The organism is Nonomuraea sp. NPDC046570 (genome assembly GCF_040645915.1).
GTDB lineage: Bacteria > Actinomycetota > Actinomycetes > Streptosporangiales > Streptosporangiaceae > Nonomuraea.
This window is the reverse complement of the sequence record NZ_JBEYZF010000012.1, coordinates 82,887-104,198: the sequence shown is the minus strand read 5'-3', so window position 1 is coordinate 104,198 and position 21,312 is coordinate 82,887. Positions and strand designations below refer to the sequence as shown.

The window sequence follows — 21,312 nt, the reverse complement described above, 5'->3', positions numbered from 1 at the left end:
CCGAAAACGGTGTCACACTTACCTGTCGTATGCGACCTCCGCCTCACATCCTCGTGGTCAACGGCATCAAGGTCCGCCGTCCGGTGTTCCTGCTCGGTGCCCCGCACTCCGGCGCGGACCTGCTCGCCCGTGCCCTGAAACGCTCCCCCGGCTTCCACGTCACGATGGGGCGCTCCGGCATGGCCCACGTCGTGTACGCCTTCGCCCGCAAACCGTCGATCGGCTCGGGGCACGGCGCGACCAGGGTCATCAGGGACGCGCTCGCCGAGTCGTGGCAGGTGCTGCCCGGCGTGTGCGGGCAGTGCCCGCCGACCTGCCAGGAGGCGGGCGGCGTCACCGGCGTGGGGCCGTGCGTGGCCACCAGCACGGTCACCCGGTTCGGCGACGCCAGCCCCGACCTGATCTACAGCGCCCAGGCACTGCTGCGCGCCTTCCCCGACGCCAGGTTCGTGCAGCTCATCCGCGACGGCCGGGACGTCACCACCGACATGCTCGCCGATCCGGCCTGCCTGGCCTGGTTCAAGCCGGGCATGTTGGCGGAGGACACCGAGTTCCCCAACCCGTTCCTCGGCGTCAACCGCGAGGAGCACCGCGAGCGCTGGAAGGGCATGACGACGGCGGGCAAGTGCGCGCTGCGCTGGCGCGGCGCGGTGCGCCTGAGCGCCACCCTGCGCCAGGAACTGCCCCCCGAGCAGCTCCTCACCCTGCGCTACGAGGAGCTGGCCCAGAAACCGGCCGAGACGATCGGCACGCTCTCCGGCTTCCTGGAGACCCGCGTCTCCAAGGTCGCGCTGTACGGCCCGCGGGTGCCCGAGGTGGGCACCTGGCGGCTGCGGCTGCGCCCCATCGACCTGGTGATGGTGGAGCGGGTCGCCAAGGAGGAGCTCACTCGGCTGGGCTACCTGAAGTGAACTGGGTGCGGTAGAGCTCGGCGTACAGGCCGCCGCGGGCCAGCAGGTCCTCGTGCCTGCCGCGCTCGGCGATCCGGCCGTCCTGCACGACGAGGATCTCGTCGGCCTCCCTGATCGTCGACAGCCGGTGGGCGATGACCAGGGAGGTGCGCCCGGCCAGCGCCGTCTTCAGCGCCTGCTGCACGGCCGCCTCGGACTCCGAGTCCAGGTGCGCGGTGGCCTCGTCCAGCACGACCACGCGCGGGGCCTTCAGCAGCAGCCTGGCCAGCGCCAGCCGCTGCTTCTCGCCGCCCGACAGGCGGTAGCCGCGGTCGCCCACGACCGTCTCCAGCCGCTCGGGCAGCGCCTCGATCAGCTCGGCGATCTGCGCGGCCCGCAGGGCGTCCCAGATCTCCTCCTCGCTCGCCTCGGGCCGGGCGTAGCGCAGGTTCGCGCCGACGGTGTCGTGGAAGAGGTGGGCGTCCTGCATGACCACGCCGACGGTGTCGCGAAGCGAGGCGAGCGTGGCCTCGCGCACGTCGAGCCCGCTGATCCGCACCGTGCCCGTGCCGACGTCGTAGAGCCGGGAGACCAGCGAGGTGATCGTCGTCTTTCCCGCGCCCGACGGGCCGACCAGCGCGACCAGCCGGCCGGGCGCGGCGGTGAAGCTCACGCCCTTCAGCACCGGCTGCGAGGGCCCGGTGTCCTGGCGGGCCACCGACTCCAGCGAGGCCAGCGACACCTCCTCGGCCGACGGGTAGCCGAAGTGCACGTCGTCGAACTCGATCGAGACCGGCCCGTCGGGCACCGGGACCGCGCCCGGCCGCTCGGCGACCATCGGCTTGAGGTCGAGCACCTCGAAGACCCGGTCGAAGCTGACCAGCGCGGTCATCACGTCGACGTGCACGTTGGACAGGCTGGTCAGCGGGCCGTAGAGGCGCATCAGCAGGGCGGCGAGGGCGACCAGGGTGCCGAGCTCGAAGACGTTCTGCACGGCCAGCACGCCGCCGACGCCGTACACCAGGGCGGTGGCCAGGGCGGCGACCAGGCCGAGCGCGACCCGGAAGACCGTGCCGTACATGGCCACCGTCACGCCCACGTCGCGCACCCTGGAGGCCCGCCTGCCGAACAGCTCGGCCTCCTCGTCGGGCCTGCCGTACAGTTTGGCGACCATCGCGCCGGCGACGTTGAAGCGCTCGGTCATCACCGAGCTCATCTCCGCGTCCAGTTGCATCTGCTCGCGGGTGAAGGCGGACATGCGCCTGCCCACCCACTTGGCGGGCACGATGAAGATCGGCAGCAGGACCAGGGCGACCAGCGTCACCTGCCAGGACAGCACCAGCATCGCGCCGAGCACCAGGACGAGACTGATCACGTTGGAGACGACGGACGACAGCGTCGTGGTGAGCGCCCGCTGCGCGCCGATGACGTCGGTGTTGAGCCGGGAGACCAGGGCGCCGGTCTGCGCCCGCATGAAGAAGGCGACCGGCATGCGCTGCACGTGGTCGAAGACCTCGGTGCGCAGGTTGTAGATCAGTCCTTCGCCGATGCGCGCGGAGAACCAGCGCTGCACCAGCGTGAGCCCCGCGTCCAGCGCGGCCAGCACGGCGATGGTCACCGCCAGGCCGATCACCACGTCGGTCCGCTTGGGCAGGATGCCGTCGTCGATGATGGCCTTCATCAGCAGCGGATTGGCGACCACGACGACCGCGCCCAGCACGACGAGCACCAGGAACGCGGTGATCTGCCGCGAGTACGGCCTGGCGTAACGGGCGATGCGCCGGACCGTGCCCGGCGTGAGCCGCTGCCCGAGGACCGACTCGTCGCGGCGCAGCGAGCGCATCACCTGGGGGCCGAAGCCCCCTCCCATCATCGCCATGGCCTTCCCTTCTCCTCCGACCAGAGCACCGGAGGGGCCCGGGAGATTCCCTCAGCCGAACAGCGCGGCGACCCGGCGGGCCTGCTCGACGCGTTCGGCCGCGCACTGCTCCTCCAGGGTGCGCTCCCGCGCGCCCCGAAGCAGTCTCTTGGTGGCCGTCGCCGCGTCCCGGTTGACCGCGAGCAGCGCCTCGGCCTTCTCCCGTACGGCCCGCGCCAGCTCGCCCCTCGCCACGACCTGCTCGGCCAGCCCCAGCCGGTAGGCCTCCTGCGCCTCCACCACCCGCGCCGTGAGGCAGATGTCGATCGCCTTGGCCGTCCCCACCAGGTCGACCAGGGGCTTGGTCCCCGTCAGATCGGGCACGAGCCCGAGCGCGGGCTCCTTCATGCAGAACTTGACATCATCGGCCACGATCCGCAGATCACAGGCGAGCGCCAGTTGGAATCCGGCGCCGATCGCGTGACCGTGGACGGCCGCGATGGAGACGATCTCCGGTCTGCGCAACCACAGAAATCCCTGCTGGGCCTGCTCGACCGTGTCCTCGAACGAGGCGTTCTCGAGTTGTGCCGCCGAGCTGAACGAGCCCTGTCCGGGCACCCCCTCGGGCGTGAACATCCGCAGGTCGATCCCTGCCGAGAAGGACGGTCCCTCACCTGTCAACACCACGATGCGCACCTGCTCCGGCAGGTTGTCGCCGATGCGGGCCAAGGCCGACCAGGTCGCGAACGTCTGAGCGTTGCGTTTTTCCGGCCGGTCCAGCGTGATCGTGGCGATCTCACCGTCCACCTCGTAGCGCAGGCCTGCCTCCGCGAGTTCCTTCGCGAAGACCTCCTCCGCACTCCCCCCAAGCACCGCGTCCGCCATGCGCCCTCTCCCAGGTCCGTCGCTGGTCCGTCGCGCCCGAGCCTACCCAGTCCCCAGAACAGGGTTCTAGTGAGGTCCGGACGCGACGGCGAGCTGACTTGGGACGAGCGGCTGCGGTCGCGCGTTCCGAGGCGGCCTCAGCGCTTGGACTTGCCCCGGGTGGCTCCGCCGCGCCCGCGCAGAGTCACGCCGGACTCGCTGAGGATGCGGTGGATGAACCCGTACGACCGGCCGGTCGAAGCCGCCAGGGCGCGGATGCTTTCACCCGCGGCGTAGCGCTTCTTGAGATCGCCGGCCAGTTTTTCACGGTCGGCCCCGGTCACCCGGGTGCCTTTCTTCAGAGTCTCGGCCACGAGTACCTCCTGTAGTGCCAGACTTCCGCAGCGTTACTCCGCCATGATCAGTCATTTCAGCGGGATCGGCTACCTACTCCAGGGGAAAAGATCCCTACCCGCTCAAATTAAGATCAGGCAAGTGCCACAAGATCGGAAAATTCCTCGCTCCATGCGTCTTCAGTTCCGTCAGGCAGCAAGATCACCCTATCGGGTCGCAGCGCCTCAACGGCACCCTCATCGTGCGTGACCAGTACGATTGCCCCAGAATAGGACCTAAGGGCCGAAAGTACATGTTCTCGACTCGCCGGATCCAGGTTGTTGGTGGGCTCGTCGAGGAGCAGGACGTTGGCGCTGGAGAGCACCAGCAAGGCCAGCGCGAGGCGGGTCTTCTCGCCTCCGGACAGCACCCCGGCGGGCTTGTCGGAGTCGTCGCCGGTGAACAGGAACGAGCCGAGCACCTTGCGCAGCTCGGTGTCGGTGAACTCGCCGCCCGCCGAGCGCATGTTCTCCAGCAGCGTGCGGTCGCCGTCGAGGGTCTCGTGCTCCTGGGCGTAGTAGCCGACCTTCAGGCCGTGGCCGGGCTTGATCGCGCCGGTGTCGGGCGTCTCGATGCCCGCCAGCAGGCGCAGCAGCGTGGTCTTGCCCGCGCCGTTGAGGCCCAGGATGACCACCCGGTGGCCGCGGTCGATGGCCACGTCCACGTCGGTGAAGATCTCCAGCGAGCCGTACGACTTCGACAGGCCCTCGGCCATCAGCGGCGTCCTGCCGCACGGCAGCGGGTCGGGGAAGCGCAGCTTGGCGACCTTGTCGGCCTTGCGCTCCTCCTCGGTGCCGGACAGCAGGCGCTGCGCGCGGCGGGCCATGTCCTGGGCGGCCTTGGCCTTGGTCGCCTTGGCGCGCATCTTGTCGGCCTGCGCCATCAGCGCGCCGGCCTGCTTCTCGGCGTTGGCCCGCTCGCGCTTGCGCCGCTTCTCGTCGGTCTCCCGCTGGGCCAGGTACGTCTTCCAGCCCATGTTGTAGGCGTCGACCACGCAGCGGTTCGCGTCGAGATGCAGGACCTTGTTGACCGTGGCTTCAAGAAGCGAGACATCGTGGCTGATGATCACCAAGCCACCTTGATGAGATCGCAAAAAATCACGAAGCCAGCCGATTGAGTCCGCATCTAGGTGGTTTGTCGGCTCGTCGAGGAGGAGAGTCTCCGCTCCGCTGAAAAGAATGCGCGCCAGCTCCACCCTTCTGCGCTGACCGCCGGACAGTGTCTCCAGCGGCTGCTTGAGCACCCGGTCCGGCAGGCCCAGGCTGGAGGCGATCGAGGCCGCCTCCGCCTCGGCCGAGTAGCCGCCGAGCACGTGCATCTGGTCCTCGAGCCTGCCGTACTGCCGGACCGCCTTGTCGCGCACCCGCTGGTCGTCGGCGGACATACCGATCTCGGCCAGGCGCAGCTTGCGCAGGACCTCGTCGAGGCCGCGCGCGGACAGGATGCGGTCGCGGGCGAGCACCTGCAGGTCGCCCGTGCGCGGGTCCTGCGGGAGGTAGCCGACGCTGCCGGAGGCGGTCACGCTGCCCCCGGCGGGGGACCCCTCGCCGGCCAGCACCTTGGTCAGCGTCGTCTTGCCCGCGCCGTTGCGGCCGACCAGGCCGATCTTGTCGCCGGGGTTGACCCGGAAGGAGGCGCTTTCGATGAGCAGCCGCGAGCCCGCGCGCAGCTCGATGTCACTGGCGATGATCATGGTTGTAGGGACACTCCCGAGCTAGGAAACGACGAAGGGGGCAGGGGGAAGACGGCATGCGAGGCCGGTCAATCGGGAGTGTGCATAGGGATCAGTGTACGGCTCCGCCCAGCACCTCTCCTCTGGTTAACAACCTCGCGCACCAGTCCCTTCCTGCGTCGGAAGGGATTGCGGACATCGGGGACGGCGAGGCCGGAGCGCTCAGGCGGGGTCGGTGACGCGGACACGGACGGCGCGGAAGGCGGCGGGGGTCTCGCGCAGGACGGCGAGTCTGGGGTCGGGGACGGTCAGGAAGGGCTCGGCCTCCAGGGCGAAGAGGGGCGCCAGGCGGCGGTCGGCGCGCAGGGCGTCGACCGCCCTGTGGTCGCCGCCGAACACCACCGCGTCTAGCCGGTCGAGATGCGGGCCGAGCACCCGGGCCGCGGTCTCTCCCGCGGCGTCGTAGGCCTGGCCCGCCTGGTTCTGCCTGCGCCTGGCGAAGCGCTGCTGCGACCAGCCGCCCGCCGCGCTGCGCCCCTGCACCAGCCGCGACCCCACCTTGGAGACGACCAGGTCGCCACCGTGGAAGACCCCGGCCGCGTACCCGCCCATGCGCACCAGCACCACCCCGACAGACCGCCGCGCCAGCGCGTGCTCCACCAGCGCCTCGAAGAGCGCCTCTCCGCCGCCCGGGGGCGGGTCCGCGGCCAGTGGCGGGAACGGGACGTGCAGCTCGGCCCGGCCTCCGTCCCGGGCCGTCAGGAGCACCACTCCCCTGTCGCCCGTGACCTCGAAGGGGCCGTGCCGTCCGGCGAAGCCGTCGGCCCAGCGCCGCAACCGCTCCGGGGGCACGGTGACCCACCGCCCCCCGCCCTTCGCCGGTCGTCCGCCCATGCGGGAAGACTATCGACCCCGTCCTCCAGGCAACATCCAGCGAAATGTCGGTGAACTTCGCCTCGTGAGGCTTCTGCGACTGACCTGATCACGGCCATCATCTGTACGTGTCTCCCCTGCTGACCGCCTCAGCCACGACTCCGATCGTCGATCTGGACACCGGGGGCGTGATAGCGCTCCACCTGGCCCCTGACGTTCCGGGCGCGCTCCAGGCCGCCGGTCACGAGGCCCACCTGCCTCTCGTCCTGGACCTGTCCATCCACGCGGTGATCGGCGGCTCGGGGGCGCTGGCACCACTGCACGAGGCCGTGCGCCGCTCGGGCCGGCGCCCGCGGGAGGTCATCCTGCTGGTGCTCGGCTCGTGCGCGCCCGCCGACCGCCGGGCGCTGCTGGTCGGCCTGGACGGCCTGCGCGCCATCGGGTACCTGCTGGCCTTCGGCGGCCTGGAATCGGGCGACCTGCCGCTGGCGCTGGTCGCGGGCGCCTCGCCGTACCTGCTCGTGCTCGCGCCCGAGCCCGAGCAGGAGGCCGCCGCGCGCGACCCCCGGCGCGCGGCGGTGGGCAGGGCGCTGGTGGCGCTGGCGCGCGGGATCGGCGCGCACGTGCTCGCCCAGGGCGTCACGCGCGAGGAGCAGCTCTCCGCCGTCAGAGACCGGGGGGTACGGCTGGCGCAGGGCCCGCTGCTCGTCCCCGGCCCCGACGGCCGCATCCACGTGCCGCTGACGGTCCCGGAGCCCTCACCGGCGACGATGATGCTCGGCCCGCGCGTGCAGGAACTGCTGCTGCCCGCGGTGACGCTGCCCGCCGAGGCGAACTCCGAGGACGTGGTGGAGGCGTTCGGCGGCGAGCCGTCGATCAGCAGCGTGATCCTGGTCGACGAGTACCAGCGGCCGAAGGGCAGCCTGGATCGCAGCAGGTTCCTGCTGTCGTTCGCCGGGCGCTACGGCCACGCGCTGCACGGCGGCAAGCCCGCCCTGCGCCTCGCCGACCCTCCCCGCACGGTGCCCAAGACCACCCCCGCGATCGCCGCCATGCAGGTCGCGGGCATGGACACGGCCCGCGCCTACGACGACCTGGTCGTCACCGACGAGCTCAACCGGTGCCTGGGCATCGTCCGCGTCTCGGAACTGATGCGCCAGGTCGTGCGCGGCTGAGCCCGCCTCCCGCACGATCGGTCGTAGGGGGAGCCCGCCCGTCGCGTCCTTCCTTCCGTGCGGTAACGACTCGGACGCGCGCCTGTGCGGAGCGGGCCGCGCGAGGTAGGAAGGAGGTCATGACGGGGCTGGAGAGAAGGACGCTGCTCGGCGCAGGATTGCTGGCCGGGGCGGGCGCGGCGCTGGCGGGGTGCACGGCGGGCACACCCGCGCCGAAGCCGCCCGCGTTCGACCCGGGCGACTGGGCCTCGGTGCGCGCCCAGTTCGCCCTCGACCCGTCGGTGGCCCACTTCGAGGCGTTCATGCTGGCCTCGCATCCCGCTCCGGTGCGCGCGGCCGTACAGCGGCACCGGGACGGGCTGGACGCCAGCCCCGAGTACCACCCGGACGGCGCAGTGGACGCCGATGCCAACGTCCGCCGGGCGGCGGCCCGCTTCCTCGGCGCGAGCGGCGAGCAGATCGCGCTCACCGACAGCACCACCATGGGTCTCGGCCTGCTGTACTCCGGCCTCGGGCTGCTGCCGGGCCAGGACGTGCTGACCACCGAGCACGACTTCCTGGCCACCCACGAGAGCCTGCGCCTGCTCGGCGCGCGGACGGGGGCGAAGGTGCGCCGCGTCGCCCTGTACGACGACCCGGCGAAGGCCTCGCAGGACGAGATCGTCGGCAGGCTCGCCAAGGCGGTCGGGCCGCGCACCCGAGTCGTCGCGATCACCTGGGTGCACTCCAGCACCGGCGTGCGCCTGCCGGTCCGCGCCATCGCCGACGCGCTCGCCGAGGCCAACCGGGGCCGCGCCGAGCGGGACCGGGCGCTGCTGTGCGTCGACGGCGTGCACGGCTTCGGCGCGATCGCCGACGGCGTCGACGACCTCGGCTGCGACTTCCTGGCCACCGGCACGCACAAGTGGCTGTTCGGCCCCCGCGGCACCGGCATCCTGTACGGCAGGACGCTGAACGACCTGTCCCCCACGATCCCGAGCTTCAGCGGCGCCGCCTTCGACGCCTGGTTCACCGGCACCGCGCCCTCCGCCTCCGGCGGGCAGCTCGTCACGCCGGGCGGTTACAAGGCCTTCGAGCACCGGTGGGCGGTGACCGAGGCGTTCGCCTTCATGGAGGCCATCGGCCCCGAGCGCGTCCAGGAACGCGCCCAGGAGCTCGCGACCAGGCTCAAGCGGGGCCTGGCCGCGATCCCCGGCGTGCGGGTGCACACCCCGGCCGATCCGGCGCTCTCGGCGGGGCTGGTGTGCTGCTCGATCGACGGCCTGCCACCGGCCGAGGCCGTGCGCAGGCTGCGCGCCGAGCACGCGCTGGCGGCGAGCACGACCCCCTACCGGGAGTCGTACCTGCGCTTCGGCACCAGCATGGTCGTCACCCCCGAGCAGGTGGACCAGGCCGTCAAGGCGGTCGCCGCGCTCGTCTAGAGGCGGCAGGCGTAGATGTCGGTGACCAGGATGGCCCGCGCGCCGATCTCCCAGAGCTGGTCCATCACCTGCTGGTGGCCCTTGCGCGGCACCATGGTCCGCACCGCCACCCAGCCCTCGCGGTGCAGCGGCGAGATCGTCGGCCCCTCCATGCCGGGCGTGATCGCGCTGGCCTGCTCGATCTGCTCGGCCCGGATGTCGTAGTCCATCATCACGTAGTCGCGGGCGTGCAGCACGCCCTGAAGCCGCCTGACGAGCTGCTCGACGCCGGGCGTCTCGGGCGCGCCCTCACGGGTGATGAGCACGGCCTCCGAGCGCATGATGGGCTCGCCGAACACCTCCAGCCCGACGTTGCGCAGCGTCGTGCCGGTCTCCACCACGTCCGCGACCGCGTCGGCGACCCCCAGGTGGATGGCGGTCTCGACGGCGCCGTCGAGCTTGATCACCCGGGCGTCCACGCCGCTCTCGGACAGGTACTTGCCGAGCAGCCCCGCGTAGGAGGTGGCGATGCGCAGCCCGTCGAGATCCTGCACCGACCTCATCGACCCGGCCTTGGTGGCCAGGCGGAAGGTGGAGCCGCCGAAGCCCAGCGGCAGGATCTCCTGCACGGGCGCGCCGGAGTCGATGAGCATGTCGCGGCCGGTGATCCCGGCGTCGAGGGTGCCCTCGCCGACGTACACGGCGATGTCGCGGGGGCGCAGGAAGAACAGCTCGCAGGAGTTCTCCTGGTCGAAGACGACCAGCTCCTTGCTGTCCTTGCGAGACCGGTAGCCGGCCTCCTTGAGCATGATCTGGGCGGCCTCGTTGAGCACGCCCTTGTTGGGTACGGCCAGACGCAGCATGTCTGTCATCCTCGGCAGGTCGAGTCGGTTGCGGACGAGGTCGGGGCGCCGCGGCGCCCTACAGATGCTTGTAGACCTCGTCCAGCTCGATGCCCCGGGCGATCATGAGCACCTGAACGTGGTAGAGCAACTGGGAGATCTCCTCGGCGGCTCTGTCCTTCGTCTCGTGCTCGGCGGCCATCCAGCTCTCGGCGGCCTCCTCGACGACCTTCTTGCCGATGGCATGGACACCGGCGTCCAGCGCGGCCACGGTGCCCGACCCCTCGGGCCGGGTGCGCGCCTTCTCGGACAGCTCGGCGAACAGCTCTTCGAAGGTCTTCATGATCTCTCTCGACGGTCGGCTGGTGTGCCCGTACAGCCTAGTGCGCCCGGCCGGGCGGACGCGCCGCGGTCCGCCCCGCGAGACGACGGACGCCCGCCGTACCTGTGACAGGTACGGCGGGCGTCACGAAGCGTCACCGCGGGATCCGGCCGGGTCAGCGGCCGAAGCGGCGCGCGGCGTTGCCGCGGTCGGAGCGGAAGCCGCCGTTGCCGCGGTCCTCGGAGCGGTAGCCGCCGGTACGGCCGGCGGCGGGGGCGCCGCCGCGGTCGGCCGAGAACGGACGGCCACGGTCGCCGCCACGGTCGTCGGTGCGCGCGCCGCCACGGTAACCGCCACGGTCGGCCGAGAACGGACGCCCGCGGTCACCGTCGGCGCGGACGCCGCCGCGGTCGTCGGGACGGTAGCCGCCGCGGTCGTCGGAGCGGTAGCCGCCGCCGCGGTTGTCACCGCCGCGGTCGTCGCCACGGGGCGCGCGGTCCTCGCCGGAGCGGGGAGCCCTGTCGTCGCCGCGGTTGTCGTTACCGCGGAAACCCCGGTTGTCGTTGCCGCGGAAGCCGCCCTCGGAGCGGTGCCCGCCGCCCGTGCGCGGGGCACGGTCGCCGAAGGTGCGGGGCTCGGCCGAGCCGCCGCCGTCGTGGCGGCGCGGGCGACGGTCGTCGCCCTCGAACTCGCGGCGCGGACGGCGGGGACGACGGTCGGCGCCGCCGTGGCCGCCACCGTCACGGCGCGGGCGCAGCGGCTTGCGGGCGTCGGGCTCCCAGACCGGGATCGACTCGCCGCTGGGCAACCTGGCCCCGGTCACCTCGGCGAGGCGGGGGTGCCCCGGGGTGGCCTTGAGGCGGAACGGGTTGATGCCGGCCCGGCGGGTGAGGGAGTCGGTGGAGCGGCGCTCGTTCGGCAGGACGAGGGTCACCACGGTGCCCTTCTCGCCCGCGCGAGCGGTACGGCCGCCCCGGTGCAGGTAGCTCTTGTGGTCCTGCGGCGGGTCGACGTGCAGCACCAGGCTGATGTTGTCGACGTGGATGCCGCGGGCGGCCACGTCGGTGCACACCAGCACGTCGACCTGGCCCTCCTTGAACTCGGCCAGGATGCGGGTGCGCTGGTTCTGCCGCTTGCCGCCGTGCAGTCCGCCGGACTTCACGCCGACCCGGGCGAGCTGCTTGCACAGCCGGTCGACGCCGTGCTGGGTGCGCACGAAGATGATCGTCCGGCCTTCGCGGTTGGCGATCTCGGCGGTGACGTCGAACTTGTCGTCGCGGGTCACCTGCATCACGTGGTGCTCCATCGTGTCGACCGGGGAGGTCGCGGGGGCGATGGAGTGCGTGATCGGGTTCTTCAGGAAGCGCCTGACCAGCTTGTCCACGTCACCGTCGAGGGTGGCGGAGAACAGCAGCCGCTGCCCGTCGGCGGGGGTCTGCGCGAGCAGCTCCGTGACGACGGGGAAGAAGCCGAGGTCGCACATGTGGTCGGCCTCGTCCAGGACCGCCACCTCGATCTCCTCCAGCGAGCACTCACCCTGGCGGATGAGGTCGCCGAGGCGGCCGGGGGTGGCGATGATCAGGTCGACGCCGCGGCGCAGCGCCTCGACCTGCTTGCCCATGGACATGCCGCCGACGACGACCTTCATCCGCAGGGACAGGCCGCGGCCGAGCGGCTCCAGGGCGTCGTGGACCTGGAGCGCGAGCTCGCGGGTCGGCACGAGGATGACGGCGCGGGGGCGGCGCGGGGCGGGCCGGCGGCCGGCGATGCGCGCCATCGTGGGCAGGCCGAAGGCGAGGGTCTTGCCGGAGCCGGTCTGGCCACGGCCGAGCACGTCGTGTCCCGCGAGCACGTCGGGGATCGTCGCGCTCTGGATCGGGAACGGGCTGTCGATGCCCATCCGCGTCAGGCCGGTGATGAGGGGCTTGGGCAGGCCGAGGAGTTCGAACTCCGACGGTCCCGCGGGCGCCTCCACGGTCTGCGCGGCGGTTTCGGGCATAACAGCGTCAAGCATGGTCACGAAGGTCGTGCCTTTCAGTCGAAGTGGCGCGTCACTTCTGCGAAAAGGACGAGCCGGGACGTACGGCGATGCCGTACTCATGGCGATCCGGGGGCGGCCCTGGGGTGGGCGACCACGGAGTGGGAGGGGAGAGCCCCGTTGTTGGTCATGGGGCTCTCATCACGCACACCCACTGCCGGCCGCAGGCGGCTAGACGCACGTCGGTGCGCCAGGTGCACATGTTGCCAACGCGCGGGAAGACACGAAGTATTCCCCCGACCGGCCCGGACTTTCCGAACCTTGGCACGCTGAAGCGGCTGACACTTTGGGTATCAGCCGGAACAGCAAAGATCAGACGTTGAAGCCTAGCATACGAAGTTGGTCACGACCGTCATCGGTGATCTTGTCGGGACCCCACGGCGGCAGCCAGACCCAGTTGATCTTAACATCGGAGACCATGCCGTCGAGCGCCGAGTGCGCCTGATCCTCGATGACGTCGGTCAGCGGGCAGGCCGCGCTGGTCAGCGTCATGTCGATGGTCGCGACCGGACGGTCGGCCCCCTCGGCGGGGTCGAGGTGGAGGCCGTAGATCAGGCCCAGGTCGACGACGTTGATGCCGAGCTCGGGGTCGACGACGTCCCTGAGCGCCTCCATGACCTCGTCGTGGGTGATATCACCGTCGAACCCCGTCGGGGTCTCCACCGGCTTGCTCATGACGATGCACTCCTCACAACAGCGTCCTTGTAGGCCATCCAGGACAGCAACGCGCACTTGACCCTGGCGGGGAACTTGGCCACGCCCGCGAACGCCACAGCGTCACCGAGCACGTCCTCATCGGCCTCCACCTTGCCCCGGCCCTGCATGAGCCGGGTGAACTCGTCCACGACCGCGAGGGACTCCGTCACCGTCGAGCCGGTGGCCAGCTCGTGCAGCACGGAGGCCGCGGCCTGGCTGATCGAACAGCCCTGCCCGTCGTAGGAGACGTCCTCGACCTTACCGCCGTCGCCGAGTTTGACCCGGAGCGTGATCTCGTCGCCGCAGGTCGGGTTCACGTGATGAACCTCACTGTCGTACGGCTCGCGCAGCCCCCGGCCCTGCGGGTGCTTGTAGTGCTCCAGGATCAGCTCCTGGTACATCGACTCGGCGATCATGGTTAGGCGAACACCTTCTGGACGTGATGGAGGCCGCGCACCAGGGCGTCGATCTCGCCCGTGGTGTTGTACAGGTAGAACGACGCCCGCGTGGTCGCGGGTATTCCGAACCTCAGGTGCAGCGGGCGCGCGCAGTGATGCCCGACGCGGACGGCGACGCCGAACTGGTCGTCGAGGATCTGGCCCACGTCGTGCGGGTGGATGCCCTCCAGCGTGAACGACACCGTGCCGCCGCGCTGGTCGAGGTCGCCGGGCCCGATGACGCGCAGGCCCTTGAGGTCGCGCAGCGCATTCAGCGCGTAGGCCGTCAGCTCGCGCTCGTGCGCCTCGACGACGTCCATGCCGATCGCGGTCAGGTAGTCGGCCGCCGCGCCGAGCCCGATGGCCTCGACGATCGGCGGCGTGCCCGCCTCGAACTTGTGCGGCACCGGCGCGTAGGTCGAGTGGTCCATCCAGACCGCCTCGATCATCTCGCCGCCGCCGAGGAACGGCGGCATGGCGTCGAGCAGTTCGGCCCGGCCCCACAGCACGCCGATGCCCGAGGGCCCGACCATCTTGTGGCCGGTGAAGGCGACGAAGTCGGCGCCCAGCTCGGCCAGGTTCACCGGGTGGTGCGGCACGGACTGGGAGGCGTCCAGCATCAGCAGCGCGCCGACCTCGCGCACCCTGGCCAGCACGGCGGCGACCGGGTTGACGGTGCCGAGCACGTTGGACTGGTGCGCGATGGAGACGATCTTCGTCCGCTCGGTGACGAGCCGGTCGAGGTCCGTCAGGTCCAGGCGGCCCTCGTCGGTGACGGGGAACCACTTCAGCGTGGCGCCGGTGCGCTGCACGAGCATCTGCCACGGCACGATGTTGGAGTGGTGCTCCATCTCGGAGATGACGACCTCGTCACCGGGTCCGAGGGTGAACCTGGGGTCCTCGTTGGTGCGGTTGCCGAAGGAGTAGGCGACGAGGTTGAGCGCCTCGGAGGCGTTCTTGGTGAAGATCACCTCGTCGCGCGACGGGGCGCCGACGAACGCCGCGATCTTGTCGCGGGCGTTCTCGTAGGCCTCGGTCGACTCGCTGCCGAGCACGTGCATCGCGCGCCCGACGTTGCCGTAGTGCATCGCCAGGTGCTCGCGCATGGTCTCGACGACCTGTGTGGGCTTCTGCGAGGAGTTCCCGGAGTCGAGGTAGACCAGGGGCCTGCCGCCGGGCAGCTCGCGGGACAGGACCGGGAAGTCCTTCCTGATCCTGTCCACGTCAAAGCTGCTGGTCATGCAGACGCCTTGGTGTACTGCTCGTAGCCCTCGGCTTCGAGCTTGTCGGCCAGCTCGGGTCCACCCTCCTCGACGATCCTGCCGGCGGCGAAGACGTGCACGAAGTCCGGCTTCACGTAGCGCAGGATGCGGGTGTAGTGGGTGATGAGCAGCACGCCGGTCTCGCCGGAGTCGCGGAAGCGGTTGATGCCCTCCGACACCACGCGCAGCGCGTCGACGTCGAGGCCGGAGTCGGTCTCGTCGAGCACGGCGATCTTCGGCTTGAGCAGCTCGAGCTGGAGGATCTCGTGGCGCTTCTTCTCGCCGCCGGAGAAGCCCTCGTTGAGGTTGCGGGTGGCGAAGGAGGAGTCGATGGACAGCGCGTCCATGCCGCTCTTCAGGTCCTTGGCGAACTGGCGGAGCTTGGGGGCCTCGCCGTTGACCGCGGTGACCGCCGAGCGCAGGAAGTTGGACACCGAGACGCCGGGCACCTCGACGGGGTACTGCATGGCCAGGAACAGGCCTGCGCGGGCCCGCTCGTCGACCGTCAGGTCCAGCAGGTCGACACCGTCGAGCAGCACCTGGCCGCCGGTGATGGTGTACTTCGGGTGACCGGCGATCGCGTAGGCGAGCGTGGACTTGCCCGAGCCGTTGGGGCCCATGATGGCGTGGGTCTCACCGGACTTCACGGTCAGGTTGACGCCGCGCAGGATTTCCTTGTCCTCGACGGCGACCTGCAGGTCACGGATCTCAAGGGTGGACACGTTATGACTCCTTCGAGAGCGAGACGAGGACGTCGTCGCCGTCGATCTTTACTCGGTAGACGTTCACGGGCTTGTTGGCGGGCGGGCCTGTCGGCTTGCCGGAGCGCACGTCGAAGCACGAGCCGTGCAGCCAGCACTCCAGGGTGCCGTCGTAGACCTCGCCCTCGCTGAGCTTCACCTCGGCGTGGGAGCAGACGTCGTGCAGGGCGAAGACCTCCGCGCCCCTGCGTACCAGGGCGACGGGCGTCTCGCCGACCTCGACGCCGATGACACCCTCGTCGGGGATGTCCTCGACCTTGCAGACCTTCTCGAAACTCATCGCGCGAGCTCCGCCTCCAGCGCGTTCATCACGCGCTCCCGGATCTCCGCGACCTCGATCTTCTCGATGAGCTGACCGAGGAAGCCCCTGATGACCAGGCGGCGGGCCTCGTCGAAGGGGATGCCGCGGGCCTGGAGGTAGAACAGGTGCTCGTCGTCCAGCCGGCCCGAGGTGGACGCGTGGCCCGCCCCCGCGACCTCGCCGGTGAGGATCTCCAGGTTCGGCACCGAGTCGGCGCGGGCGCCGTCGGTGAGGATCAGGTTGCGGTTGAGCTCGTAGGTGTCGGTGCCCTCGGCCTCGACCCTGATGATCACATCGCCGATCCAGACCGCGTGCGCCTCCTGGCCCTGCAGCGCGCCGCGGTAGTCCACGTTGCTCTTGCAGTTGGGCTGGGAGTGGTCGACCAGCAGGCGATGCTCCAGGTGCTGGCCCGCGTCCACGAAGTAGACGCCCGACAGGTCGGCGTCGCCGCCGGGGCCGGTGTAGGAGACGCTGGGCGACAGGCGCACCACGTCGCCGCCGAAGGTGAGCACGAAGCTCCGGAACGTGGCGTCCTTGGCGAGCTGCGCGTGGTGGTGCGAGACGTGCACCGCGTCGCCGGCCCAGTCCTGCAGGCTGACGACCTTCAGCGTGGCGCCGTCGCCGACGACGAACTCGATGTTGTCGGCGTAGACCGCGCTGCCGTGGTGCTCGAGGACGACCACGGCCTCGGCCATGGGCTCGACCACGACCACGGTGTGGCCGTAGGTGGCGCCGTCCACGCCGCCGCCGCGCACCTCGACGCGGATGGGCTCGGCGGGCACCGCCTCCTGGGGCACGGTGATGACCAGCGCCTTCTCGAAGGCGTTGTAGGCCTGCGCGCTGACCCGGTCGGCGGGCACGTAGGCGCGGCCGATCCGGGCGTCCTCGCGGCCGACCCACTCGGCGGTGACGCCGACCGGGGTGTGCGCCTGGGTCAGTACCTGCCCGGTGACCTCGGCCTTGCCGCTGTGCAGGCCCCGCAGGCGGGAGAGCGGCGTGAAGCGCCACGCCTCCTCGCGCCCGCCCGGGACCTCGAAGTCGTCCAGGTCGTAGGACGCCTTCTCGTGCAGGGTCGACAGGGGCTTCTCGTTCAGGCCCATCAGCCGACGGCTCCTTCCATCTGCAGCTCGATCAGGCGGTTCAGCTCGAGGGCGTACTCCATGGGCAGCTCACGGGCGATCGGCTCGACGAAGCCGCGCACGATCATCGCCATCGCCTCGTCCTCGCCGAGCCCACGGCTCATGAGGTAGAAGAGCTGGTCCTCGCTGACCTTGGAGACCGTGGCCTCGTGCCCCATCGACACGTCGTCCTCGCGGACGTCGACGTAGGGGTAGGTGTCGGAGCGGCTGATCTGGTCGACGAGCAGCGCGTCGCACTTGACCGTGCTGGCCGAGCCGTGCGCGCCCTCCTCGATCTGCACCAGGCCGCGGTAGGAGGTGCGGCCGCCGCCGCGGGCCACCGACTTGGAGATCACCGTGGAGCTGGTGTGCGGCGCCAGGTGCACCATCTTGGAGCCGGCGTCCTGGTGCTGGCCCTCGCCCGCGAACGCGACGCTCAGCGTCTCGCCCTTGGCGTGCTCGCCCATCAGGTAGACGGCCGGGTACTTCATCGTGACCTTGGAGCCGATGTTGCCGTCGATCCACTCCATGGTCGCGCCCTCGTACGCCACGGCGCGCTTGGTGACCAGGTTGTAGACGTTGTTCGACCAGTTCTGGATGGTCGTGTACCGGCAGCGGGCGTTCTTCTTCACGATGATCTCGACGACCGCGGAGTGCAGCGAGTCGCTGGAGTAGATCGGCGCGGTGCAGCCCTCGACGTAGTGGACGTAGCTGTTCTCGTCCACGATGATCAGGGTCCGCTCGAACTGGCCCATGTTCTCGGTGTTGATCCGGAAGTAGGCCTGCAGCGGGATCTCGACCTCGATGTTCGGCGGCACGTAGATGAACGAGCCACCGGACCACACGCTGGTGTTGAGCGCGGCGAACTTGTTGTCGCCGACCGGGATGACCGAGCCGAAGTACTCCTTGAAGAGTTCCTCGTGCTCCTTCAGGCCCGTGTCGGTGTCGACGAAGATGACGCCCTTCTCCTCGAGGTCCTCACGGATCTTGTGGTAGACGACCTCGGACTCGTACTGGGCGGCGACGCCGGCGATGAGGCGCTGCTTCTCCGCCTCGGGGATGCCGAGCTTGTCGTAGGTGTTCTTGATGTCGTCGGGCAGCTCGTCCCAGGAAGCGGCCTGCTTCTCGGTCGAGCGCACGAAGTACTTGATGTTGTCGAAGTCGATGCCGGTAAGGTCGGAGCCCCAGGTGGGCAGCGGCTTCTTACCGAACAGACGGAGGCCCTTCAGGCGAAGGTCGAGCATCCACTCCGGCTCGTTCTTGAGCGCGGAGATGTTGCGGACGACCTCCTCGGACAGGCCTCGCTTGGCCACGGCGCCCGCGGCGTCCGAGTCGGCCCAGCCGAACTTGTAATTCCCGAGGCCTTCCAGCTCCGGGCGGTCGGTGACAGTCACCTTCCGGTCTCCTTGCTTTTGTCTTTATGTACGGCTTCACCCAACGCGTGTGGGCTGACATGCGTCGTGCAGACCCCGTCGCCGTGGGCGATCGTGGCCAGGCGTTGCACCGGGGTGCCGAGCAGTTGCGCGAACGCCTCCGTCTCGGCCTCACACAGCTGCGGGAACTCCGCGGCCGCGTGCGCCACCGGGCAGTGGTGCTGGCAGAGCTGGTCTCCGCCGGACTTGGCCTTGCTGGCCGAGGCGGCGTAGCCCTCCGCCGACAGCGCCTGCGCCAGCACCTGCACGCGCTGGTCGGCCGGCACCGTGCGCATGACCTCCTCCATCCGCTGCATCAGGCCGCTGACCTGGGAGCGGGCGAACTCAGCCACCGCTTCTTCGCCCATGCGCTCGGCGAGAAAGCGCAGCGCGCTCCCTGCGAGGTCGTCATAGGCGTGCTCGAAGGCACTGCGCCCCGCGTCGGTGATGGCGAAGAGTTTCGCCGGACGCCCGCGTCCACGCTGTGCGCGTGACCGCGTCGTGCGGGGCTCTATCATCCCTTCGGTGAGCAGCGCGTCGAGGTGACGCCGGACGGCCGCGGGCGTGAGCCCGAGCCGCTCGCCGAGCGAGGCCGCCGTCACGGGGCCGTGCTCCAGGATGAGCCTGGCCACGCGCGCGCGGGTGCTCCGCTCGGCGCCATGCTCGATCCCGGTCACGTTTTTCACAACATCAGTGTGCCTTAATTCCTTCCCCGACCACAAACGGTTCGGCGGGCAGGTGGAATGCAATTTCTCACGCAGGTAAGCCTTACCTAACCCTGCGGAGAACGGTGAAGGCGAGGAACGCGGCGACGGTGAGTCCGAGCATGACCGCGGCCATCGGCACGGCCGTGCCGGACCCGGCCAGGCCGACCAGCGGCGCGCAGATCGCGCCGAGGGCGAACTGCATCACCCCGAGCAGGGCGGAGGCGCTGCCGGCGACCTGCTGCGGCTGACCGGCCAGGGCCAGCGCGCCGGTGCCGGGCAGGACCAGCCCGGCCCCGCACATCTGCACGAACAGCGCGGCGACGATCGCGAGTAGGCCCATCCCGGTCAGGGCCGCGGTCAGCAGCAGGCCCGCGCCGGCGAGGCTGACGAACAGGCCGACGATCACCAGGCGGGCCGGGTCGACCCGTCCGGCGAGCCGGCCGCCGATCTGGGCCGTGATCGTGAGGCCCAGCGCGTTCAGGCCGAAGACCAGGGAGAACTGCTGCGGCGTGGCGCCGTACACCTCCTGCAGGACGAACGGCGAGCCGGAGATGTAGGCGAACATGCCCGCGAAGCCGAGGCCGGCGGCCAGGGCCGAGGCCATGAACGAGCGGTCACGCAGGAGCTGCCAGAACGTTCTCACGGTGCGCCGGAGGCCGCCGCTCTCGCGCGCCTCCGGGGGCAGCGTCTCGCGGACGCCGGGGATCGCGATCACCAGCAGCGCCAGGCCGGCCAGGCTGAGCGCGACGAAGACGCCCCGCCAGGAGGTGAACTCCAGCAGTTGCGCGCCCGCGATCGGGGCGAGGATCGGCGCCAGGCCGCTGACCAGCATGAGCGTGGCGAAGATGCGGGCGATCGCGGCCCCGTCGTACAGGTCGCGGACCACGGCGCGGACGATGACCAGCGCGGCGCCGCCGAAGACGCCCTGCAGCAGGCGCAGCACCACCAGCGCGGCGACCGAGGGGGCGAAGGCGCAGAGCAGCGAGGCGATCATGTAGCCGCCGACGCCGACCAGCAGCGGCAGCCTGCGCCCGCGGGTGTCGCTGAGCGGCCCGGCCAGCACCTGGCCGACCGAGACGCCGATGAGACAGGCGGTCAGGGTGAGCTGGACCTGCGCGGGCCCGGTGGACATCTCCTGGGTGATGGCGGGCAGGGCCGGGAGGTACATGTCGATGGACAGCGGGCCGATGGCCGACAGCGCGCCGAGGATCAACAGGAGGAGACCGCGGCGGCGGCCCCCCTCGGCGACTACTACGGCCGGGGCGGCTTGAGCCACGGACATGCTTGAACCCCTCTCCCTCGCAGGCGTGGCCTACGAGGGCCGAGGGATCAAACCATCATTTGGTCATCCGAATTCCCGTAATAAGGCAAATTTCATGCCGTTTCCGCTTCGTTGAGTTGAATGATGGCGAACATCGCCCCCTGCGGGTCGATCAGGAAGGCGAGCGGGCCCATGGGCGAGTCCATCGGCGGCACGATCACCGTGGAGCCCAGTTTGACGGCCTTGTCCACCGTCGCCGGGGTGTCGGCCACCGCGAAGTACGTCGCCCAGTGCGAGGGCACCTCCGGCGGATACTGCGGCCCCATCTCGATCATCCCGGCGACCGGCCTCCCCTCGACCATCCAGGTCGTGTACGGCATCGGCGCGCTCGTCGTGTCGGTCTGGTGCGTCCAGCCGAACACGGCGGGGAAGAACCCCTTGGCCCCCTCGGTGTCGCGCGCGGCCAACTCGTTCCAGGTGAACGAAACCGGCTCGTTGACCAGCTCGGCACCCTGGTGCCGGTTCGCCTGCCAGGCGCAGAAGAACGCACCCTCGGGGCTCTGGAAGACCGCCATGCTCCCCTCGTCGAACACCCGCATGGGATCCATGATCACAGTGCCACCCGCGTCCTTGACCTTCCGGGCGGTGGCCTGGATGTCGTCGGTGGCGACGTAGACGTTCCAGACCGAGGGCATGCCCTCCATCTGGGCGGGCCCGAGACCCGCGACCTTCTTGCCCCCGAATTCGAACTGGCCGTAGCCGCCCGCCTCGGGGTTGTCGATCATATCGGCTTTCCATCCGAACAGTTCTCCGTAGAAACGGGCCGACGCCGGGACGTCGGTGCTCGACAGATCCACCCAGCACGGAACGCCGGGCTCGTATCCGCTTCGCTGCGACACGTCATCCTCCTTGGTGGCGTGGACCACATGTCACCCTTTCACTCCTGTCGGGTGCTGTCAGGGGACTTGGCGGGAACAACCCGAAGCCTTTACGCAGGTCAGCGACTCGCCCTGGCGGATTCGCTGCACGC

General features: G+C 70.3%; 21 protein-coding genes. 3 read left to right on the top strand and 18 right to left on the bottom strand.

Annotation, left to right across the window (positions count from 1 at the left end; all coding sequences use genetic code 11):
* Window positions 1-29: 29 nt before the first annotated feature.
* Entirely contained in the window at window positions 30-911 is an 882-nt protein-coding gene (locus tag ABZ911_RS20825; protein ID WP_358057904.1) for a sulfotransferase, read from the top strand.
* Here ABZ911_RS20825 and ABZ911_RS20820 read toward each other — a convergent pair.
* From ABZ911_RS20820 to ABZ911_RS20800, 5 genes are all read right to left on the bottom strand, one after another.
* On the bottom strand, window positions 886-2,769 hold the full coding sequence (locus ABZ911_RS20820; RefSeq protein WP_358057901.1) for an ABC transporter ATP-binding protein: 1,884 nt from the start codon (window positions 2,767-2,769) through the stop codon (window positions 886-888). The genes ABZ911_RS20825 and ABZ911_RS20820 overlap by 26 nt on opposite strands.
* A 51-nt stretch (window positions 2,770-2,820) precedes the next feature.
* A complete protein-coding gene (locus ABZ911_RS20815; protein ID WP_358057898.1) occupies window positions 2,821-3,633 on the bottom strand; it encodes an enoyl-CoA hydratase/isomerase family protein in 813 nt (270 codons plus the stop codon).
* Window positions 3,634-3,770: 137 nt separating this feature from the next.
* Window positions 3,771-3,986, bottom strand: a complete 216-nt coding sequence (locus tag ABZ911_RS20810) for a helix-turn-helix domain-containing protein (protein ID WP_020547488.1) — start codon at window positions 3,984-3,986, stop codon at window positions 3,771-3,773.
* Between the two features lie 113 nt (window positions 3,987-4,099).
* On the bottom strand, window positions 4,100-5,698 hold the full coding sequence (locus tag ABZ911_RS20805; RefSeq protein WP_358057895.1) for an ABC-F family ATP-binding cassette domain-containing protein: 1,599 nt from the start codon (window positions 5,696-5,698) through the stop codon (window positions 4,100-4,102).
* A gap of 201 nt (window positions 5,699-5,899) precedes the next feature.
* Entirely contained in the window at window positions 5,900-6,571 is a 672-nt protein-coding gene (locus tag ABZ911_RS20800; protein ID WP_358057892.1) for an acVLRF1 family peptidyl-tRNA hydrolase, read from the bottom strand.
* 107 nt (window positions 6,572-6,678) lie between these two features.
* Here ABZ911_RS20800 and ABZ911_RS20795 point away from each other — a divergent pair, with 107 nt between their 5' ends.
* Together ABZ911_RS20795 and ABZ911_RS20790 are read left to right on the top strand one after the other, a co-directional pair.
* A complete protein-coding gene (locus ABZ911_RS20795; RefSeq protein ID WP_358057889.1) occupies window positions 6,679-7,725 on the top strand; it encodes an EAL domain-containing protein in 1,047 nt (348 codons plus the stop codon).
* Between the two features lie 119 nt (window positions 7,726-7,844).
* Window positions 7,845-9,146 (top strand): aminotransferase class V-fold PLP-dependent enzyme, encoded by a 1,302-nt coding sequence (locus ABZ911_RS20790; protein ID WP_358057886.1) that lies wholly within the window; start codon window positions 7,845-7,847, stop codon window positions 9,144-9,146.
* Here ABZ911_RS20790 and hisG read toward each other — a convergent pair.
* The 13 genes from hisG to ABZ911_RS20725 all read right to left on the bottom strand — a co-directional run bounded on the left by hisG (window position 9,143) and on the right by ABZ911_RS20725 (window position 21,181).
* A complete protein-coding gene (hisG, locus tag ABZ911_RS20785; protein ID WP_358057883.1) occupies window positions 9,143-9,997 on the bottom strand; it encodes an ATP phosphoribosyltransferase in 855 nt (284 codons plus the stop codon). The two genes, ABZ911_RS20790 and hisG, sit on opposite strands and share 4 nt — an antisense overlap.
* A 49-nt stretch (window positions 9,998-10,046) precedes the next feature.
* Window positions 10,047-10,310 (bottom strand): phosphoribosyl-ATP diphosphatase, encoded by a 264-nt coding sequence (locus ABZ911_RS20780; protein WP_358057880.1) that lies wholly within the window; start codon window positions 10,308-10,310, stop codon window positions 10,047-10,049.
* 154 nt (window positions 10,311-10,464) lie between these two features.
* Window positions 10,465-12,303, bottom strand: coding sequence for a DEAD/DEAH box helicase (locus ABZ911_RS20775; protein WP_358057877.1), 1,839 nt, complete (start codon window positions 12,301-12,303; stop codon window positions 10,465-10,467).
* Window positions 12,304-12,639: 336 nt separating this feature from the next.
* Window positions 12,640-13,002, bottom strand: a complete 363-nt coding sequence (locus ABZ911_RS20770; protein ID WP_358057874.1) for a metal-sulfur cluster assembly factor — start codon at window positions 13,000-13,002, stop codon at window positions 12,640-12,642.
* Window positions 12,999-13,439, bottom strand: a complete 441-nt coding sequence (gene sufU / locus ABZ911_RS20765; RefSeq protein WP_358057871.1) for a Fe-S cluster assembly sulfur transfer protein SufU — start codon at window positions 13,437-13,439, stop codon at window positions 12,999-13,001. Before sufU ends, ABZ911_RS20770 begins: the two co-directional genes overlap by 4 nt.
* Before the next feature lie 2 nt (window positions 13,440-13,441).
* Complete coding sequence (locus ABZ911_RS20760) at window positions 13,442-14,701, bottom strand: cysteine desulfurase (RefSeq protein WP_358057868.1); 1,260 nt, start codon at window positions 14,699-14,701, stop codon at window positions 13,442-13,444.
* On the bottom strand, window positions 14,698-15,444 hold the full coding sequence (gene sufC / locus ABZ911_RS20755) for a Fe-S cluster assembly ATPase SufC (RefSeq protein WP_358057865.1): 747 nt from the start codon (window positions 15,442-15,444) through the stop codon (window positions 14,698-14,700). Before sufC ends, ABZ911_RS20760 begins: the two co-directional genes overlap by 4 nt.
* A 1-nt stretch (window position 15,445) precedes the next feature.
* Entirely contained in the window at window positions 15,446-15,763 is a 318-nt protein-coding gene (locus ABZ911_RS20750; protein ID WP_358057862.1) for a non-heme iron oxygenase ferredoxin subunit, read from the bottom strand.
* A complete protein-coding gene (gene sufD / locus ABZ911_RS20745; RefSeq protein ID WP_358057859.1) occupies window positions 15,760-16,884 on the bottom strand; it encodes a Fe-S cluster assembly protein SufD in 1,125 nt (374 codons plus the stop codon). Before sufD ends, ABZ911_RS20750 begins: the two co-directional genes overlap by 4 nt.
* Window positions 16,884-18,296, bottom strand: a complete 1,413-nt coding sequence (gene sufB / locus ABZ911_RS20740) for a Fe-S cluster assembly protein SufB (protein ID WP_358057857.1) — start codon at window positions 18,294-18,296, stop codon at window positions 16,884-16,886. The genes sufD and sufB overlap by 1 nt, the downstream gene beginning before the upstream one ends.
* Complete coding sequence (locus ABZ911_RS20735; protein WP_358058334.1) at window positions 18,293-18,991, bottom strand: metalloregulator ArsR/SmtB family transcription factor; 699 nt, start codon at window positions 18,989-18,991, stop codon at window positions 18,293-18,295. Before ABZ911_RS20735 ends, sufB begins: the two co-directional genes overlap by 4 nt.
* Window positions 18,992-19,082: 91 nt before the next feature.
* Window positions 19,083-20,303: a multidrug effflux MFS transporter gene (locus tag ABZ911_RS20730; protein WP_358057854.1), complete on the bottom strand. Its 1,221-nt coding sequence runs from the start codon at window positions 20,301-20,303 to the stop codon at window positions 19,083-19,085.
* Window positions 20,304-20,395: 92 nt separating this feature from the next.
* The gene (locus ABZ911_RS20725; protein WP_358057851.1) at window positions 20,396-21,181 is read right to left on the bottom strand and encodes a VOC family protein; all 786 of its coding nucleotides are present in this window, start codon (window positions 21,179-21,181) and stop codon (window positions 20,396-20,398) included.
* Window positions 21,182-21,312 lie beyond the last annotated feature (131 nt).